The organism is Acetobacter tropicalis (genome assembly GCF_030644465.1).
GTDB classification, from domain to species: domain Bacteria; phylum Pseudomonadota; class Alphaproteobacteria; order Acetobacterales; family Acetobacteraceae; genus Acetobacter; species Acetobacter tropicalis.
Genome location: NZ_JAUYUW010000001.1, coordinates 109729 through 126873, shown reverse-complemented (window position 1 = coordinate 126873; position 17145 = coordinate 109729). Strand labels below are relative to the sequence as shown.

The 17145-nt window shown below is 55.9% G+C and carries 18 protein-coding genes and 1 tRNA gene; 13 read left to right on the top strand and 6 right to left on the bottom strand.

What is annotated here, in order from left to right:
* The first annotated feature begins 173 nt into the window (after positions 1–173).
* Positions 174–617, top strand: coding sequence for a hypothetical protein (locus QWU00_RS00650; protein ID WP_231551855.1), 444 nt, complete (start codon positions 174–176; stop codon positions 615–617).
* 267 nt (positions 618–884) lie between these two features.
* Here the strand turns inward: QWU00_RS00650 and QWU00_RS00645 are convergent, their stop codons facing one another.
* On the bottom strand, positions 885–1784 hold the full coding sequence (locus tag QWU00_RS00645) for a hypothetical protein (protein WP_052051515.1): 900 nt from the start codon (positions 1782–1784) through the stop codon (positions 885–887).
* Between the two features lie 161 nt (positions 1785–1945).
* Between QWU00_RS00645 and QWU00_RS00640 the strand changes: the two genes are divergently transcribed.
* Complete coding sequence (locus QWU00_RS00640; protein ID WP_035381758.1) at positions 1946–2938, top strand: bile acid:sodium symporter family protein; 993 nt, start codon at positions 1946–1948, stop codon at positions 2936–2938.
* A 3-nt stretch (positions 2939–2941) separates the two neighbouring features.
* Positions 2942–4411, top strand: a complete 1470-nt coding sequence (locus QWU00_RS00635) for a pyridoxal phosphate-dependent decarboxylase family protein (RefSeq protein ID WP_035381760.1) — start codon at positions 2942–2944, stop codon at positions 4409–4411.
* Here the strand turns inward: QWU00_RS00635 and cobT are convergent.
* The 3 genes from cobT to QWU00_RS00620 all read right to left on the bottom strand — a co-directional run bounded on the left by cobT (position 4400) and on the right by QWU00_RS00620 (position 8078).
* Positions 4400–6340: a cobaltochelatase subunit CobT gene (cobT, locus tag QWU00_RS00630; RefSeq protein WP_006557649.1), complete on the bottom strand. Its 1941-nt coding sequence runs from the start codon at positions 6338–6340 to the stop codon at positions 4400–4402. The genes QWU00_RS00635 and cobT overlap by 12 nt on opposite strands.
* 25 nt (positions 6341–6365) lie before the next feature.
* Positions 6366–7373 carry an AAA family ATPase gene (locus tag QWU00_RS00625; protein WP_006557648.1) on the bottom strand — a complete coding sequence of 336 codons (1008 nt, stop codon included), beginning with the start codon at positions 7371–7373 and terminating at the stop codon, positions 6366–6368.
* 93 nt (positions 7374–7466) lie between these two features.
* The gene (locus tag QWU00_RS00620) at positions 7467–8078 is read right to left on the bottom strand and encodes a J domain-containing protein (RefSeq protein ID WP_081473519.1); all 612 of its coding nucleotides are present in this window, start codon (positions 8076–8078) and stop codon (positions 7467–7469) included.
* A 44-nt stretch (positions 8079–8122) separates the two neighbouring features.
* On the opposite strand from QWU00_RS00620, the gene QWU00_RS00615 reads away from it, so the two are divergent.
* Entirely contained in the window at positions 8123–8461 is a 339-nt protein-coding gene (locus tag QWU00_RS00615) for a BolA family protein (RefSeq protein ID WP_035381762.1), read from the top strand.
* Positions 8458–9051, top strand: coding sequence for a LolA family protein (locus tag QWU00_RS00610; protein WP_231551856.1), 594 nt, complete (start codon positions 8458–8460; stop codon positions 9049–9051). The genes QWU00_RS00615 and QWU00_RS00610 overlap by 4 nt, the downstream gene beginning before the upstream one ends.
* Here QWU00_RS00610 and lipB read toward each other — a convergent pair.
* The gene (gene lipB, locus QWU00_RS00605; protein WP_035381764.1) at positions 9029–9718 is read right to left on the bottom strand and encodes a lipoyl(octanoyl) transferase LipB; all 690 of its coding nucleotides are present in this window, start codon (positions 9716–9718) and stop codon (positions 9029–9031) included. The two genes, QWU00_RS00610 and lipB, sit on opposite strands and share 23 nt — an antisense overlap.
* Positions 9719–9792: 74 nt before the next feature.
* Between lipB and QWU00_RS00600 the strand changes: the two genes are divergently transcribed.
* The 3 genes from QWU00_RS00600 (at position 9793) to moaA (ending at position 12650) form a co-directional block, all read left to right on the top strand.
* Positions 9793–9879, top strand: a tRNA-Leu gene (locus QWU00_RS00600).
* Positions 9880–10184: 305 nt separating this feature from the next.
* Positions 10185–11069, top strand: coding sequence for a UTP--glucose-1-phosphate uridylyltransferase GalU (galU, locus tag QWU00_RS00595; RefSeq protein ID WP_035381766.1), 885 nt, complete (start codon positions 10185–10187; stop codon positions 11067–11069).
* Between the two features lie 564 nt (positions 11070–11633).
* The gene (moaA, locus tag QWU00_RS00590; RefSeq protein ID WP_035381767.1) at positions 11634–12650 is read left to right on the top strand and encodes a GTP 3',8-cyclase MoaA; all 1017 of its coding nucleotides are present in this window, start codon (positions 11634–11636) and stop codon (positions 12648–12650) included.
* Between the two features lie 4 nt (positions 12651–12654).
* On the opposite strand, the gene QWU00_RS00585 is transcribed toward moaA, so the two are convergent.
* Entirely contained in the window at positions 12655–13536 is an 882-nt protein-coding gene (locus QWU00_RS00585) for a methyltransferase domain-containing protein (protein WP_035381769.1), read from the bottom strand.
* Between the two features lie 47 nt (positions 13537–13583).
* Between QWU00_RS00585 and QWU00_RS00580 the strand changes: the two genes are divergently transcribed.
* The 5 genes from QWU00_RS00580 (at position 13584) to QWU00_RS00560 (ending at position 17139) form a co-directional block, all read left to right on the top strand.
* Entirely contained in the window at positions 13584–14399 is an 816-nt protein-coding gene (locus QWU00_RS00580) for a ComF family protein (protein ID WP_231551858.1), read from the top strand.
* 87 nt (positions 14400–14486) lie between these two features.
* A complete protein-coding gene (gene grxC, locus QWU00_RS00575; RefSeq protein ID WP_035381771.1) occupies positions 14487–14747 on the top strand; it encodes a glutaredoxin 3 in 261 nt (86 codons plus the stop codon).
* Between the two features lie 39 nt (positions 14748–14786).
* On the top strand, positions 14787–15251 hold the full coding sequence (locus tag QWU00_RS00570; RefSeq protein ID WP_035381773.1) for a DUF1178 family protein: 465 nt from the start codon (positions 14787–14789) through the stop codon (positions 15249–15251).
* Positions 15252–15357: 106 nt separating this feature from the next.
* The gene (locus QWU00_RS00565; RefSeq protein WP_035381775.1) at positions 15358–15849 is read left to right on the top strand and encodes a DUF2147 domain-containing protein; all 492 of its coding nucleotides are present in this window, start codon (positions 15358–15360) and stop codon (positions 15847–15849) included.
* A 30-nt stretch (positions 15850–15879) separates the two neighbouring features.
* Entirely contained in the window at positions 15880–17139 is a 1260-nt protein-coding gene (locus tag QWU00_RS00560) for a lactonase family protein (RefSeq protein ID WP_006557635.1), read from the top strand.
* The last annotated feature ends 6 nt before the right edge of the window (positions 17140–17145 follow it).

The window sequence follows — 17145 nt, the reverse complement described above, 5'->3', positions numbered from 1 at the left end:
TTAAAAAAGAGTTTTCTGGCACAAAAGTAGGGGGCTGTTAGGCATAAAGCGGCCGCCAGACGACCATGCTGCCTTCCAGCCTGCATCACAGGGGCTCATTTCCGTCTTTAGATGTGGGGCAAGGGGCGGCCCTGTCAGATCCTTTCTGGTCTGTCAAAGGAAAAGGAAACAGGATGATGCATCGCCCGCCTATCGGATTTCTGGCTGTTCTGTCTTTTGGGCTCCTGATGATGCTTCCATCTTGTGAGACGGCGTCCCAACAGATTGAAGGGAAGGAAGACCATCTGGCCGCGGCGGGTTTCTTTCAGAAACCGGCAGATACGCCCGAACGGCAGGCCATGCTGAACCGTTTGCCCGCGCATCATTTGGTAAGGCGCGTGAAGAATGATCACGTGTTCTACGTGTATTCAGACCCGCTGGTGTGTGATTGCCTGTATGTGGGGGATGAGGCGGCCTATAGCCGTTACCAGCAATATGTGCAGGCACAGGCGTTAGCAGATGAGCAGGAAATGACGGCTCAGATGTATGATGATGCCCAATGGAACTGGGGCGCATGGGGAGCCTGGAACCCGGCATGGGGGAACTGGGACCCAGGCATGGGGCCGATTGGGTGGTAGTGGTGCATAAGGTGGCTGCCACCGTATTCTTGTAAAAGCAGCTTAAGACGCTGTTTTGAAAAAGAATGGTACGCTGGTCTTGCTGTGGGCAACGACGATTGCGGTTGAACGCCGTCGTGAAGGCCCATCATGGGGCCGCCACAGTTGCCTGTTTGGCCCCACAAATCCCTCGCCAGCCAACATCTGCTGATTTTTTACCCAGCTTCTTCGATACGCTCTCGCTTCAGACGATGGTGGAGCGTGCTCAGGAGAGTGCGACGCTTCTCGTTATTTTAATGGAAGAGGGAAGCCGTTCACAGTCAGAATGCCGCCTTCCCAACTGGTATTCCAGACATTCGCGCCGTTTTGCGTATGGCTGACCAGACGGGCCAGAACGAGACCGGCTGCGAGTTTCATCTGCTGGGCTGCACGCGCCTTTTCGATCAGGGATTCCAGTTCCGTTATTTCCAGATGGCCGGATGCGGAGGTGGCGTTGACGTTACCGGTAAGGGTTGCCGTGCCATTTCCCTTCAACTGCACGGTGTCGCGTTGCGCGTCAAAACTGGAGATGGTGACATGCACCGCCGGGGCTTGCTCTGCCTTGCCGCCGATAGCCGCCATAAGCGCGGGAAGCTCCGATGCTGGAAGAGAGAACGCAGCATGGGCGGTGGTGGGGAGAAGGTCCTGATTAGCGACATTCCGGAAGGACAGTCCGGTTAGGCCCAGGGTGGCCGCACTTGTATGGGCTGTGGTGCTGCCTTCCAGTTTAAGGTGAGCCGCCCCGATACCGACATGCGCGGAGCCGCGGCTGATTGCAGCACTACTCCATGCCAGATCATAGGTGCCTCCAGCTTTCAGGCCTTTGGCCACGCTCTGGCCCTGCTGTTGCAGCCAGTCAGAACAGGCAGCGTTGTGGTGGCCCGTCATGGCGGAAACCAGCAGGAGCGATGCCGCATCTGCCTGATTTTGTATGGAATCGTCATCCCCCTCCGGGGCGGTGTAATGCATCTGCTTGACGGTAAGCGTGGTGCTGCCATCTGGCGTGCGTACGGTGGTGTTTTGATACGTCACGCCGTGGGCGGACGTCTGAACCGCACCGTGGTTTATAACAGCGCAGCTTCCGGGTGGTGCCGCCAGCGCCCGCACGGGTGAGGTTGCAAGGTAGGCCAGACCCGCACTCACGAGCATGAGAGAGGCCAGAGGGGGAATGGTGTGTGCTTTCATTTGTGCGTAAAGGTGGCGTAAGCAGACGGCAGACGCAATCTTGATGTGAAAAAATAGTGCGGGTTGGCTGTGCCTTGGGTTACGGACTATACGCCCCGGAAAAAACAGGAAAGACGGTACGCGGCATGTTTGGATTAGATCCGTTTCTTCTCAGCCTGATCGGCACTGTGCTGCTGGCCACGTTTGTTCCCTGCCATGGTGCAGCCGTGCCGGTTTTTCGGTGGCTGGCCATTATTGTCATTGCCATGATGTTTTTCCTGCAAGGCGCGCGCCTCTCTCGTAAGGCCGTGGTGGAAGGGCTGACCGCGTGGCGCCTGCATCTGATGATCCTGTGCTGCACGTTTGTGCTGTTTCCGCTGCTGGGTTTGGCGTTGCATGCCGCTTTTCCCGGCCTGTTGCAGAACGAGGTATGGCTGGGCGTTCTGTTCCTGTGCTGTCTGCCGTCCACCGTTCAATCTTCCATCGCGTTTACATCCATCGGCGGGGGGAACGTGCCCGCCGCTGTGTGTGCGGCGACGGCATCCAATGTTTTTGGCATTTTCATTACGCCGTTTCTGGTCGGGTTGGTGCTGGCGCGCCATGGTGGGCAGTCTGGTGGCGTGATGGATATTGTCTTCCAGCTTCTGCTTCCGTTTGTGCTGGGGCAGATTCTTCAGCCGTGGATTGGCGCATGGGCGCACCGCAACAAGAAGTTGCTATCCATGACGGATCGCGGGTCTATCCTGATTGTGGTTTACACAGCGTTCAGTGATGCCGTGATTCAGGGGCTGTGGCACCGTCTGCCGCTGAGCGAACTCGGCCTGATTGCCGTGGTGGACTTTCTGTTGCTGGTGTGTGTGCTGGTCATCACGGCTTTTGGCAGCCGGATGGTGGGCATGCCTTTGCGGGACGAGATCGCCGTGGTGTTCTGCGGGTCCAAGAAAACGTTGGCCTCAGGGGTGCCCATGGCCAACGTGCTCTTTCCGCCAGCTTCGGTCGGGCTCGTTGTGTTGCCGCTCATGATCTATCATCAGATCCAGTTGTTTGTCTGTGCTGTGCTGGCACGTAAATTTGCGGTCATGATGAAGAAGCACGAGGCAGAAAAAGCGCTCCTGACACCAGCCGAAGTAGGAGAGTGAACCATGGCTGGGCTTGATCCGGAAAACTGGGAAGACCTGCGTGCCCTGGGCCACCGCATGCTGGATGACATGCTGGATAATGTGAAGACCGTGGCTGCGGGGCCAGTGTGGCAACCTATGCCTGAAAGTGTCAGGCAGGGATTTCATGATGTGCCTTTGCCGCAGTCAGGCGCTCCTGTTGAGCAGCTTTACCATCAGTTTACCCAGCAGGTTTTGCCCTATGCAGTTGGTAACAGGCATCCACGTTTTATGGGGTGGGTGCACGGTGGTGGCACCCCTCAGGGCATGTTGGCGGAGATGCTGGCCGCTGGGCTTAACGCCAATCTAGGCGGACGAGACCATGCTCCGGTTGAAGTGGAACGGATGGTCATTCGCTGGACAGCCAGCATGCTTGGTTTTCCAGAAACAGCGACCGGCGTGTTGGTTACCGGATCTTCAATGGCGAATTTCATTGGTGTGATTACGGCCAGCCGCGCGGTGCCCGCGGGTGTGAAAATGCGGGCTGAGGGGATACAAAGCCGCAGGCTGGTGGGATATGCCGGGCAAACGGCCCACGGATGCATTGCCCGCGCCTTTGATCTGGCAGGGCTGGGAACCGATGCATTGCGGCGTGTGCCGATGGATGCGGCATTTCGTATGGATATGGACGCATTGCGCTCCATGATCGCGGAGGACAGGGCCGCCGGGTTTGAACCCTTTCTGGTGGTGGGTACTGCGGGAACAGTCGATACGGGTTCCATTGATCCATTGGCTGATCTGGCGGCTTTTGCGCGGGATGAGGGGCTCTGGTTCCACGTGGATGGCGCTTTTGGCGCTTTAGCGCGGCTTTCGGCTGAATATGCTCCAGCACTTGCCGGAATGGAGCAGGCCAACAGCATAGCGCTGGATTTCCATAAATGGGCGCAGACACCGTACGATGCCGGATGCATTATTGTGCGTGAAGAAGGGAAGCAGGCCGCAGCTTTTGCCCAGTCTCTGGCTTATCTGGCACGGGAAGACCGAGGGCTGGCGGCAGGTGCGCCGTGGTTCTGTGATCTGGGGCCGGATCTGTCACGTGGCTTCAGGGCGCTCAAGGTCTGGTTTACTCTGGCCGGATTTGGCACCGATGGGCTGGGGGAGGTGGTGACCCGGTCCTGTGCTGTCGCACGTTATCTGGCAGCCCGGATTGACGACACGCCATGTCTGGAACTGCTGGCTCCAGTTACCCTGAATATCGTCTGTTTCCGTGTGGTGGTGGAGAACGAGGATCTGGATACGCTGAATGGCGAGTTGGTGAAGGATCTGCATGAAAGTGGAATTGCAGCACCTTCCACCACCACGCTGCATGGGAAGCGGGCCATTCGTGCGGCTATTGTCAATCACCGCACCACGGAGCAGGACGCCGATATTCTGCTGAATGCCCTGCTTGATCTGGCCGAAACCCGGACAGGGAAAACCCTGCACCGGGCGAGCGCCGAGACCTTACCGGCGTGAGCGCGCCTTCCGGCGGCCACGCTGGGCACTTTTTTCATCAAACAGACCGGAGAGTGCCTGCAACATGGTGCCCCCGAGTTCTTCCGCATCGGTAATGGTGACGGCGCGCTGATAATAGCGCCCCACATCATGCCCGATGCCGATTGCTGTCAGTTCCACGGGGCTGCGGTCTTCAATCATATGGATCACCTCACGCAGGTGATCTTCAAGATAGGAGCCCGGATTAACGGAAAGCGTGCTGTCATCCACCGGAGCGCCATCTGAAATTACCATCAGAATCTTGCGGGATTCCGGCCGGTTTTTCAGGCGCTTCCATGCCCACAGTAGGGCTTCGCCATCAATATTTTCTTTCAGCAGGCCTTCGCGCAGCATGAGCCCAAGATTAGTGCGGGCGCGGCGCCACGGCATATCGGCCGCTTTGTAAATGATGTGACGCAGATCATTCAGGCGGCCGGGCTCTGGCGGCTTTCCATCCTGCAGCCATTTTTCACGGCTCTGGCCCCCTTTCCACGCGCGCGTGGTGAAGCCGAGAATTTCCACCTTTACCCCGCAACGTTCCAGCGTGCGGGCAAGAATATCACCGCAGGAAGCTGCCACGGAAATAGGGCGGCCCCGCATGGAGCCGGAATTGTCCACCAGCAGCGTGACAACGGTATCCCGGAATTCCGTGTCGCGTTCCTGCTTGTAGGAGAGAGAGAGCAGGGGGTTAACCACCACGCGGGAGAGGCGGCCAGCATCAAGCAGACCCTCTTCCATATCAAATTCCCAGGACCGTGTTTGCTGCGCCATCAGACGGCGTTGCAGTTTGTTGGCCAGACGCGAGACTACGCCATGCAAGGTGGCCAGTTGCAGGTCCAGTTGGTGGCGGAGACGGTTGAGTTCTTCTGGATCACACAGATCTTCGGCGCGAATTTCTTCGTCAAATGCTGTGGTGTAAGCGTGGTAGGTCTTGGCGGTTTCGCCCGGTGGGGTTTCCGGGCGGTTGCCCGGCCCTGCGGCATCGCCCGTTCCTTCTGCTCCGCTGCCCTCGGTTTCCTCTTCCAGCATGTCTGGTGAGGCTTCACCACTTCCGGCCATCAGTTGAGGCTGTGGAGCGGCCTCGGTCGATTCTGGTTCGGCTGGCGGTGCGTTTTCTTCTGATTCAGGCGGGGATGCGTCATTCTCATCCTGACTATCGGCAGAGTCCGAACCGTCGGGATCTTCTTCCAGTTCGTCAGAAGATGTGTCTTCCTCCGTCAGGGCGCAGGCAGCCAGAAGCTGGCGGGATGTGCGGGCGTAAGCAGCCTGATCATCCTGATTTTCACTAAGCTTTGAAAGGGCCTGCAAAGCCTTTGGGGGAAGGGTTTCCCGCCATTTATGCAGGATACCCTGCGCTGCCACCGGGGCAGGTTCGCCCGTCAGATATTCGCGCGCCAGAAGCTCCAGCGCTACAGCGGGAGAAAGCTGACTGGGGTCAGTCATACGTTCAAGGCCGCCTTCACGGCAGTCCTGTTCCAGCCGCTCCCGCAGATTGGCGGCGACCCCTTTCATGTGCCGTGCGCCGACGGTTTCAATACGCGCCTGTTCCAGAGCATCGTACACATCCCGCGCCATGCTGTCGTCAGGCGTGCGGGATTTGTGCAGATCGGCATCGTGATGTTTCAGCCGTAGCGCCTGTGCATCAGCAGCACCGCGAATACGCGAAATTTCATCTTCCCGCAGATGGCGGGAGGGCTGCTGAAGACGCACACTCCCCCCCACACTGAGGGGCGCGACCGGCATATTGCCCGTATGAAACGAGACATCCGTATCGCGTTGGCCGCCCAATGCGCGCAGGGTAGCGGCTGTGGCCTGCTTGAAGGCGTCAATCCGGTTTTCCGAGTCTGACGCTCCCTGATTCCGGTTATGGCCCGGCGGTGGAGCCTGTGCTCCTCTCCTGCTGTCAGCCATTGAAAAACCGCTCTCCCTTCAAACTTCAGAAGCCCTTTTTAGGCAGAGGACTCGTGTTGAAGCAGCGTTGGTAATATTCCGCCACCATGTTGCGCTCGGCTTCGTCACATTTGTTGAGGAACGTGACGCGGAACGCAAAAGCTGTGTCCTTGAAAATCCGTTCGTTCTCAGCCCACGCAATGACCGAACGGGGAGACATGACCGTGGAAAGATCGCCCGCCATGAATCCTGCCCGTGTCAGGTTGGCAAGGGCCACCATGTTTTCAATGGTACCGCGGGCTGCTTTGTCATTCGGGTCAATGCCCAGGCGGGACAGCACAATGCCGACTTCCTGCGTATGCGGCAGGTAATTCAGTGATGTGACAATGTTCCAGCGGTCCATCTGGCCCTGATTGATCTGCTGGGTGCCATGATACAGGCCTGTGGTGTCGCCCAAACCGATGGTGTTGGCTGTAGCGAACAGACGGAACCATGGATGCGGCTTGATGACACGGTTCTGATCAAGAAGGGTGAGTTGCCCTTCCACTTCCAGAACGCGCTGGATCACGAACATCACATCCGGGCGTCCGGCATCATATTCATCAAACACCAGTGCGCAGGGGTGTTGCAGGCACCATGGCAGCAGACCTTCCTGAAATTCGGTCACCTGCTGGCCATCACGCACCACAATGGCGTCTTTCCCCACCAGATCAATACGGGAGACATGGCTGTCCAGATTGATGCGGATGCACGGCCAGTTCAGCCGGGCCGCAATCTGTTCAATGTGGGAGGATTTCCCTGTTCCGTGAAAGCCCTGCACCATAACGCGCCGATTGAAGGCGAACCCGGCCAGAATGGACAGGGTGGTATCGTGATCGAACAGATAGGCCGGATCAATTTCTGGCACATGCTCGGTGCGGAGGGAGAAGGCAGGGACCGTGAAGTCAGAATCAAGGCCGAACACTTCGCGGACCGAGACTTCGCGATCCGGCGCTGAAAGGGCGGAAATCGGGGGGAGGTCACCCGTGGAAGCCGGGCTTGCAGAAGCAGTCATTCTTTATCCGTCTGATTTTTAAGTGGGCTTTCCGGTCATGCGGCCAGATGCACAGAGCCCGGTGGGCAGAGAAGGGGATGCAGGATGGCACGATCAGCCAGCTTTTTCGAGACCCTCTCCTGCAAGATGTGATCTCACGATCGTAAAGGCAACGTTGATAACCTTGAGGCGTTCTTCCGCCTCACGATCTCCATTGTTTGTGTCTGGATGGTGCTTGCGGGCCAGCGAGCGGTAACGGGCCTTGGCTTCATCCATCGTGACAGGCCAGTCCAGACCCAACGTTGCCAGTGGTTCACGCAGGGCGTCGGGGATATGCGGTCTGGCCGCCTGACGGCGACGTTCTGCGCGGGCGCGACGATTCTGACCAAGAATATCCAGCGGATCGAGGATCTCTTCTTCATTGAAATTCTGGCTGCGGGGGCGGGCTGAACTCTGCCCAAACGCCCACGATGGCCGATCCCATGCGATATCGGCACGCAGATGCGCTTCGATCTGGCCGGGTGACATGCCTTTGTAATAGTCCCACCGGGCGTTATACTCCCTCACATGCTCGAGGCAGAACCAGTAATACTGGTTGAGCGTCTCACGCGAACGAGGGGCGCGATAACCGGCGGGTTTGTCACAATCCGGCATGTCACAGCAGCGCTGCGGGGCGTCCGGATCCGGATCGAACGCCCGATGACGGGTATTCCTTCGCTTCATCATCAGGGTTATGTGCGTCATGAACTGTTCTGTGCAAGGGGGAACATATGGCTTCGCGTCGCAATTCTGCATCGACATCTGAGGCGAGTGGCGCACGGGCCTGCCGTGTGCGAGAGGCACTGACCGCCGCATTTGCGCCACAAAAGCTCGAAATTCTGGATGAAAGCAGCCGTCATGCTCATCATGTGGCCATAACAAGAGGACCAGAAGCCGGAGCAACGGAAACGCATTTTCGCGTTCTGCTGGTCAGTCGGCTGTTTGAAGGGGTGAGCCGCGTGAATCGGTCGCGCATGGTGCATGACGCGCTTGGTTATGAATTTGGCAGCGGTCTGCACGCTCTGGCCCTGACATTACGGACACCAGAAGAGGATGCAGCTCTTTCATGACCATTCTGTTTGACGGTTCTGCCAGTCGCCCCATGCGCTATGGCGTTTCCCGCCGCATCGCTCTGTTCGGGCTGCTGGCGTTGGCGGCGTGTGCCACAGGCCGAGAGGGCGCTCCTGCCGGGCAGGATGATGTTCACAGGGTTGAAGCCTATCTTCGCGCTGTGAAATTGCAGAATGTGCCCTTTAGCCAGACATGGCCCAATGGTACGATAGGCGGAGGCGTGCTGACATATCATGCAGGGTATCTCCACCTGATTTACACAGCGCCTCATCCCATGGATCTGGAGGCATCTGGCTCTCACGCCGTATTTAAAGACAGTCAGACAGGCTCAGAAACCCGTATGGGGCTGGCCCACAACCCGCTGGGGCTTCTGATGGGCAATCCTTTGTCGCTCACAGGTGCCGTGACGGTGACGGACATTCAGAAGCCTGCCGGAATTCTTCAGGTGTCACTTGCGCGCACGGAAAACCCGTCTCAGGGGCTCGTTACCCTGATTTTCCGGGATGATGGTGCAAGGCTCGCTTTGTATGAGATCCGGCTTGTTGATGAGCGGCGCCGTACTTTGTTTATTCGTCTTGAAGAGGCGTAAACGCTGAAGGGGGCTCACCAAATACCGCCGTCCAGTTTTTGGCGAGGGCGGCGTCCAGTTGGGCAAAGGTCACGGGCAGGCCAAGTTTCTGAAAACTGGTGACCCCAAATTCCCGGATGCCGCAAGGCACGATGCCGTCAAAATCCTCCATGTCGGGGCACAAGTTGATGGCTATGCCATGCCAACTGACCCAGCGTGAAACGCGCACCCCGATTGCGGCAATTTTTTCTTCCTGACCGCTTTGCGGATCAATGACCCACACACCGACACGTCCATCCCGACATTCTCCTTTCAAGCCGAATTCTGCCAATGTGCGGATGATCCAATTTTCCAAGGCGTGCACATAGGCCCGTAAATCGCGCGCCGGGACCTGCCCGTGGGGTTTTTGCAGATCCATCATGACATAGGCGATTCGTTGGCCGGGGCCGTGATAGGTCCATTGCCCGCCGCGTCCGGCATCATAGGTAGGGTAATGGTGGGGGTTGAAGAGATCTGCCGGTTTGGCGGAGGTTCCGGCTGTATAAAGAGGGGGATGCTCAAGCAGCCAGACGCGTTCCTCTGCCTGCTGGGAGCGGATTTTCTGGGCAATATCCTGCATGCGGGAGAGAGCATAAGGGTAAGGGACCGGGTTTTTGCTGATTTCCCATAAAAAGTGTTTGTTGGTCATTGCCGCCTGATGTTGGTTCGGTTATAGGGCTTCTCACCAAACGGTATCGCTCTTTCGGTACTGGTTGTCACGGGGCGGCCGTGGCGGAATGGTAGACGCGCAAGCTTGAGGTGCTTGTGGGGGAATACCCCGTGGAAGTTCGAGTCTTCTCGGCCGCACCAATTCTCTGATTTCCGGAAAAATTCAGCAAAACATAAAAGCTGATTTTTCTCGGAATCATGAATTTTTAGCATAAAAATATTATTTCAGTCTGAAAATGGCCCAAATGCCATAGTCAGGCCTTTCTTTGTTTGTTTAAAATCCCGGTAATCTTTGTTATCGCAAATGCGTTACCTTATCGGAGAGTTCGCTCTCTACAAGAGCAGGTGTGGCACTATCTGGGCTGATTTGACGAAGCAGGCCCCCGATAGTAGCGATACCGTGGCGCATTTGTTGCAACTGAACTTTAATTCAAGGTGTCGTATTCGTGTCCAAGCCCAAGCCTTTACGTAAAGCAGTTCTGCCTGTTGCAGGACTGGGTACACGCTTCCTGCCGGCAACCAAAGCCATGCCCAAGGAAATGCTGACAGTTGTTGACCGGCCTCTCATTCAATATGCGATTGATGAAGCGCGTGAAGCAGGGATTGAGGAATTCTGCCTGATTACAGGTCGTGGAAAGGATTCCCTGATCGATTATTTCGATATTGCTTACGAACTGGAAGCAACACTGCGTGAGCGTAACAAGGTAGAGGCGCTGGAAGCCCTGAAGCCGAGTTCCATTGAAGCAGGGTCTCTGGTGGCGGTGCGTCAGCAGGAACCGCTGGGTTTGGGGCATGCCATCTGGTGTGCACGCAGCTTTATTGGGGATGATCCGTTCGCCATTTTGCTACCCGATGACATTGTGCAGGCAAAAACGTCCTGCCTGAAGCAGCTTGCTGATGCCTATTACCAGACGGGTGGTAGCGTTGTTGCCGTTACCGAAGTGCCGCGTGAACACACCAACCGCTATGGTATTCTGGATACCGGTAAGGATGATGGGCGTCTGGTCGAGGTGAAAGGTCTGGTTGAAAAGCCGAAACCTGAAGAGGCACCGTCCAACCTGTCCATTATTGGACGCTATATTCTTACCCCTGAAATCATGCCTTATCTTTCCAAGCTGGAAAAAGGTGCAGGCGGTGAAGTGCAATTGACAGACGCCATGGCAAAAACCATTGGCGAAGTTCCGTTCCATGGTCTGCGGTATGAAGGCCGTCGTTTTGATTGCGGCAATAAGATCGGCTTCTTGGAAGCGCAGATTGCATTCTCCCTCGAACGCCCTGATTTGGCTGATGATGTAAAAGACTTCCTGAAAAATTATACCCAAACCCTGTGAGCGCTTTTTTCGCATGGTGTTGAACCCGGCACCCAGCACGAGTACGATATTCGTGCTGGGTGTAGGTCAACGCTGACGGCTGAGGATGTCTTTTGCGAAAGGGCTAACTTTTGCAATGTCTCCAGTCAGGCGGGGGAATACGGTAGCAATAGGATATAATGAGTGTCTTCCTTCATCTGCGTTTGAAACAATGCAGGATAAGGGGCCTTAGAGTTGGGAAGGGGGGCGTATTGGTTGCCTTCCGTCCCCGAATTCTTTATTTTTCTTCATACATTGAAGACGGCTCTTACTTTAGAAGAGTCGCCGAAAAAATCTGACACGCGCAACTTGCGCTATAGAGCCTGATTTTCCAGACCATCCTACAAGCCATTAGTCATCGTTTCTGTTTGGCTCTCCGTTTCTGATAATGAGCGAAGACGAGCCAGGGTTGGTTTGTGGCGTAGGTTCTGCTCTTTTTTCTTTTCCACATATGGTTTCTTTGGCTGAAGAAGCTCTCGTGCCCGATAGGCGCGGCCCGCATTTGGATTTCGACAACGTGATGGTGTTTTGCTATATAGTGGACCTATGTTGTCCTCTTTAATTGATCCTGCTGGCCGCCGTATTTCCTATCTTCGAATGTCGGTGACAGATCGGTGTGATATGCGGTGTGTTTACTGCATGGCCGAAAGCATGACGTTTTTGCCGCGCGCTGATGTTCTTGATTTCGAAGAACTTTTTCGTCTGTGCCGCGTGTTTGTGAAGCATGGCGTTAAAAGATTGCGTCTTACTGGCGGGGAGCCGCTTGTTCGCAAGGATATCGGCGTCTTTCTCGAGCATCTTGGTCACTGGCTTCATCATCCTGAACAGGACGGGGGGCTTGAGGAACTGACGTTGACGACTAACGGCAGCAGGTTGGCCCTTTATGCGGAAACATTGTTCAAAGCCGGTGTACGTCGCGTGAACGTTAGTCTGGATACGTTGGATGAGGCACGTTTTACGCAGATAACGCGACGAGGAAAGCTTGCTGCCACACTGGAGGGCATCCGTGCAGCACGGGCGGCAGGCTTGGCTGTGCGAATTAACACCGTTGCCATGGCAGGTGTGAATGATGATGAATTTGATGACATGCTGGCATGGTGTGGAGACATCGGAGCGGATTTCTGTCTGATTGAAACCATGCCGATGGGCGAGACAGGGGAAGACCGTACGGCCACATACCTTCCACTTTCCACGGTAAAAACACAGTTGGGGAGCCGTTGGACGCTGGAACCTTTGGGAGACAGAACAGGCGGGCCTGCCCGATATATGCGGGTTGCTGAAACCGGAAGACGCATTGGGTTCATTACCCCTATGAGCCATAATTTCTGTGATAGTTGTAACCGGGTAAGAGTATCCTGTACCGGGCGGCTTTACACATGCCTGGGGCAGGAAGACGGGATTGACCTGCGCGAAATCATGCGTTCCGGTGGGGATGATGCAGCGCTGTTGGCTGGTATTCAAACAGCCATTGCCCTCAAGCCACGTGGTCATAATTTCATGCTGGGGGTTAAGCCCGGAGATGTTCAGGGACCAGCCCGCCATATGAGTGTGACTGGCGGATAAGGCCTCAGGAAGGTGTATTCGGCGGAACTGGGTTTTTCAGCGCTTCTTCAAGAGAGTGCGTGAATTGTCCCGGCTGGAGAGGTTTTGGTTGTGAGGGGGAAGGGCTCCATGCCGTAAGAATGGCCATGTGCAACGGCATGGCAAAAGTCCCCTCCTGATCCTCCAGTGCGGCGAGTTCTGCTGCTGCGGCAGGAAACAGCATGCGCGGTGGAATGATGTGGCTGCGCAGTTTTAATGCATTGGTTTCTCCGGCAGCGCGCAAATCCCGTATGAGGCTGGTCAATGAGCGGTATCGAAGATCCAGTTTTTCCGTATCCACTACAGGGAGGGCAAAACCTGTCCGTTGAAGCAAGTGGGCGCAACTCTGCTGTGTGGGAAGAGGAGAAACGCGGGGGGAAACACCATCACTCAAAGCGAGTTCCGCCATTTCCAGCGCCTGTTTGAGCGGCCGTAACGTTGGCAGAATGGGAACACTGGCCAGAAACAGTCCGTCTGGCTTGAGGGTCTGGCGGAGCTGGGTCAGCGTGCCCGGAAGATCATTGATCCAATGAAGGGACAGGTTGGCAACAACCAGATCAAAACTGTGAGGCGCGAAAGGCAGCCACTCTTCATCAGCGCACACAGTTGGTGCGCTTTCGGATAAGGTGGGAGGAGGTGTGGGCTCACAACAGACAACGTCCATTCCGCGCTTCAGGAGGCGTGGCGCGATAATCCCGCGTCCTCCTAAATCCAGAGCCGAATGAAGGGGGCGCGTGACATCATCCAGACGTTCCAGCAGAATATCCGCAGCAGCGGTGAGAATGGGTGTGACGGCCTGTTGTAAACGTGCAGCACGTGTCTTGTGCAGACGCACGGCTGGGCGGTCAAAAATGATAGGAGCCTCCATGGCTTTATGGTCTGCGCTAGTCTTTGGCGTTTGCCAAGAGGGGACGCATGACATCTGAGGGAGGCGGAAGAACGCGGCTGATGTTCAGGATGGCGGCGCATTGGCTGGGCCATGGAACACTTGATATGCTCTTTCCGCCATCCTGCCAGTTATGTGGCGTGGAAACAGACGTGTCGGGCGGCGTCTGTTCTGTCTGTTTTGGGCGTCTCACACCGATTACGCAGCCTTTCTGCGTCAAATGCGGCGCACCTCAGGCATCAGAAGCGTATTTGAATGCAGAAAGATGGTGCGCCAAATGTGAGCGCCACCCTCCGGTGTGGGATCATGCACGTGCAGCCTTTTTGTATGACAAGGGTGCCAGAGATCTGATTTTACAGTTGAAATATGCGGATAGGCAGGAAAATGCTCGTTTTCTGGGGAAACGGATGTGGCAGGCAGGGCAGGCTCTTTTTACGCCAGATTGCCTTGTGGTGCCTGTGCCTGTTCACAGGATGCGTCTTTTGAAGCGGCGTTATAATCAGGCTGCTCTTCTGGCATGGGAAGTGGCGAGGCTTGCCGGTGTCCCCTGTCGGCCAGATGGTTTGGCCCGTACACGCGCCACCTCACGTCTTGCGGGTTTTTCCCGCCGGGAACGGCAGGAGGAAATGGCACGCGCTATTGTGGTCAGGGCACCGTATGCGGAACTGATTTCAGGTAAGGAGGTTGTGTTGGTGGATGATGTGCTGACATCTGGCGCAACGGCAACGGCCTGTACCAACGCCTTGCTGCAGGCAGGTGCCCGTTCGGTCTCGGTACTGGTGGCGGCTGAAGTGCCATCGCAAAAAGAGATTGATCTGGACTTTCCGATATTGGAAACGACATGAAACAGGTGTGGTGCCGTATATGGCGGGCATCACATGGCGCAAAAGCGTCTTTAATGAATGAAACACAAAATAGAGTGGGACACCCCTATGCCAGCCATTGAAATTTATACCCAGCCCGGATGTCCTTATTGCGTAAGGGCTGTGCAGTTGCTGCGCAGCAAGAATGTTGCGTTTCAGGAAATCAATGCTCCGCGCGGAACGCCGGAACGCCAGCAGGCTTATGACCGCTCAGGCGGCAGCACCACGGTGCCTCAGGTGTTTGTAGGAGAGAAAGCGCTGGGTGGATGTGATGACCTGATGGCGCTGGAACGGCAGGGAAAACTGGATGCCGCACTCGGACTTGCCTGAAAGCAAGGAGGTTTTGCTGGCGCCTGAAAGAGAAGGACAATGATCTGTTACCGCTTGCAGTGCGTCAACAGCCATGCGTTTGAGGGCTGGTACCGCGATAGCGCGACCTTTGCACACTTGCAGAAGGAAGGCTTTTTAAGCTGCCCTGAATGCGGAACATCAGATGTTCAGCAGGCCTTGATGGCGCCAGCTATAGTTAAAGGTGGGCTGAACAGGCGTTCCGATAAGCCAGAGAAGCCTGTATCTGAGCCTGCGGTGCAGGGCCCTGCAGGCGGAGGAATGCCCGATAAGGTTCTGGTCGCCTTTCAGAAAATACGGCAGGCGGTAGAGCAGAACTGCGAGAACATGGGTGACCGCTTTGCGGAAGAAGCTGTAAGGATTCACCACGGTGAGGCCGCTGAACGGGGCATTTATGGAAACGCGACGGAACGTGACCATGAAATGCTGCGTGAAGAAGGCGTAGATGTTGTGGCTATTCCGTGGGTTCGGCGCACAGATAGCTGACTGTTGAAAAGTGCTAAAACGGCGGGGTGACTACACCTGCCTACCTGATTGTTGAATCTTAAGGTGCCAAGGCAAAGACGCAGCCAGACAGGTTGGTTGCAGGAATATGGAGAGGGACAAGGTGAGCAGAAAGAACAGATGGCTTGCAGCATTCCTTTACCCAGTTCTGATGTGTGCGTTCCTGATCGCGCCAGACGCCGCCAAAGCGGAAAGCTCTCCAGCTAACCCATTTGAGGGGTATTGGCTTAGCCAGGGCCATGATGGCGTGTTCAAGATAGGAACGTGCGGGGATACGGTATGTGGTCACCTTGTTGGGCTGCAATATGAGGGCACGGATGTTCCGCGTGACAAAAAGGGGAATTCGGAGTGCAATCTTCTGATGCTTACCGATTTCCGGGCATCTTCTGATGAAGGCGGGCGTTGGAACGGCAAGATTCTAGACCCTGACACCGGAAGCGTTTATCAGGCGCAGATATGGTCTCCCAGAAAAGATGTTCTAAAACTGCGGGGATATATCGGGTTGCCGCTTTTTGGCGAAACCCAGACATGGACCCGTTATCAGGGAACCATCGGCCCGGTGTGTAAAATGCCGCATTAAAAATTGAAAAGAACAACAAGGCTCTTGTTTATGACTCATTCTCTTTCCCGTCGTCTGTTCGGGCTTGCTGGCATGGCCGGAGCCGTGACGGTAGCGCTTCCGGCCTACGCTCAGGACGATACGGCCAAGGCTCCAGATCCGGCTGATCCGGAATCACGGGAGCGCACATATTGTTATGTGGGGGGATATACCCAACACGGGCCGCCGGGAGGAAATGGGGAAGGGATTACCGTCTTTGAAATGGATCCGAAGACGGGCGTTCTGACAAACCTGATGACATTTACGGACATTGCCAGTCCGTCCTATATTGCGCTCTCACCGGATAAACGGTTTCTGTATGCCGTCAGTGAGATCAATGATTTTGATACGGCGCATAGTGGCTCTGTAACGGCGTTCTCAATTGATCATGCAACAGGTGCCCTGACAAAGTTGAATACTGTTGCCTCCGGCGGCGCGGACCCGGCGCATCTGAGCGTCCATCCCTCTGGCAGGTATGTCATGGTCGCTAATTATACCGGGGGAACGGTCGGGGTTCTGCATGTTCTGGCCGATGGCTCTCTGGGTCGTATGACCGAACTGCTGCACAACACTGGGCCCCGCATGCCAGATCGGGCGGCGGATAACCCGCCGGGCAATTTTGCCATCAGCGATCATTCATCAGCCCATCCCCACATGGTGAAGGCTGACCCCACAGGCAAATACGTTCTGGTGATGGATGCCGGGCTGGACCGTGTTTACGTGTGGACCATCAATCTGGATACCGGCAAGCTCACTCCTGCCGCTGTGCCCTTTACAACCATGACGCCGGGTTCGGCACCCAGACATTTTGAGTTTGGGTCGGATGGACACAAGCTCTATCTGCTATGTGAGCAGGACTCCAAGGTTGTGGTAGCGGATTTTGACCCGCAGACAGGCAAGATAGCGCCGCAGCAGACTGTCAGTAGCGTGACAGCGCATTTCCGTGGCAGCACGTTGGCCGCAGGCATTCTGCTCTCTCCTGATGAACATTTTCTCTACGTGTCCAACAGGCTGGGGGATTCGCTGGCTGTGTTTCAGGTTGCCAAGGATGGAGGCCTGACATTGGTGGATGAGATCTGGACCCATGCGGATTATGGGCGGTCTCTCATGTTTGATCCGTCAGGCAGCTATTTGTACGTTGCAAACCAGAGGAGTGATTCCATCACATCCTTCCGGGTTGATAAAACGACGGGAAAGATCAGTTTCACATGGGACTTTACGCCAATTGGCAGCCCCACGTGTTTTGAATTCCTGCGTGTTCCGGCTTCCTGAGCGCGC

Excerpts from the sequence above, each read along its gene's own strand:
- lipB (WP_035381764.1), bottom strand. The coding sequence starts at position 9,718 with ATGACCAACAAACACTTTTTATGGGAAATCAGCAAAAACCCGGTCCCT.
- QWU00_RS00610 (WP_231551856.1), top strand. The coding sequence starts at position 8,458 with ATGACCATTCTGTTTGACGGTTCTGCCAGTCGCCCCATGCGCTATGGC.
- QWU00_RS00640 (WP_035381758.1), top strand. The coding sequence starts at position 1,946 with ATGTTTGGATTAGATCCGTTTCTTCTCAGCCTGATCGGCACTGTGCTG.
- QWU00_RS00580 (WP_231551858.1), top strand. The coding sequence starts at position 13,584 with ATGACATCTGAGGGAGGCGGAAGAACGCGGCTGATGTTCAGGATGGCG.
- QWU00_RS00560 (WP_006557635.1), top strand. The coding sequence starts at position 15,880 with ATGACTCATTCTCTTTCCCGTCGTCTGTTCGGGCTTGCTGGCATGGCC.
- grxC (WP_035381771.1), top strand. The coding sequence starts at position 14,487 with ATGCCAGCCATTGAAATTTATACCCAGCCCGGATGTCCTTATTGCGTA.
- QWU00_RS00565 (WP_035381775.1), top strand. The coding sequence starts at position 15,358 with ATGGAGAGGGACAAGGTGAGCAGAAAGAACAGATGGCTTGCAGCATTC.
- QWU00_RS00570 (WP_035381773.1), top strand. The coding sequence starts at position 14,787 with ATGATCTGTTACCGCTTGCAGTGCGTCAACAGCCATGCGTTTGAGGGC.
- QWU00_RS00625 (WP_006557648.1), bottom strand. The coding sequence starts at position 7,373 with ATGACTGCTTCTGCAAGCCCGGCTTCCACGGGTGACCTCCCCCCGATT.
- moaA (WP_035381767.1), top strand. The coding sequence starts at position 11,634 with ATGTTGTCCTCTTTAATTGATCCTGCTGGCCGCCGTATTTCCTATCTT.
- QWU00_RS00620 (WP_081473519.1), bottom strand. The coding sequence starts at position 8,078 with ATGATGAAGCGAAGGAATACCCGTCATCGGGCGTTCGATCCGGATCCG.
- QWU00_RS00615 (WP_035381762.1), top strand. The coding sequence starts at position 8,123 with ATGGCTTCGCGTCGCAATTCTGCATCGACATCTGAGGCGAGTGGCGCA.
- QWU00_RS00650 (WP_231551855.1), top strand. The coding sequence starts at position 174 with ATGATGCATCGCCCGCCTATCGGATTTCTGGCTGTTCTGTCTTTTGGG.
- cobT (WP_006557649.1), bottom strand. The coding sequence starts at position 6,340 with ATGGCTGACAGCAGGAGAGGAGCACAGGCTCCACCGCCGGGCCATAAC.
- QWU00_RS00585 (WP_035381769.1), bottom strand. The coding sequence starts at position 13,536 with ATGGAGGCTCCTATCATTTTTGACCGCCCAGCCGTGCGTCTGCACAAG.
- QWU00_RS00645 (WP_052051515.1), bottom strand. The coding sequence starts at position 1,784 with ATGCTCGTGAGTGCGGGTCTGGCCTACCTTGCAACCTCACCCGTGCGG.
- QWU00_RS00635 (WP_035381760.1), top strand. The coding sequence starts at position 2,942 with ATGGCTGGGCTTGATCCGGAAAACTGGGAAGACCTGCGTGCCCTGGGC.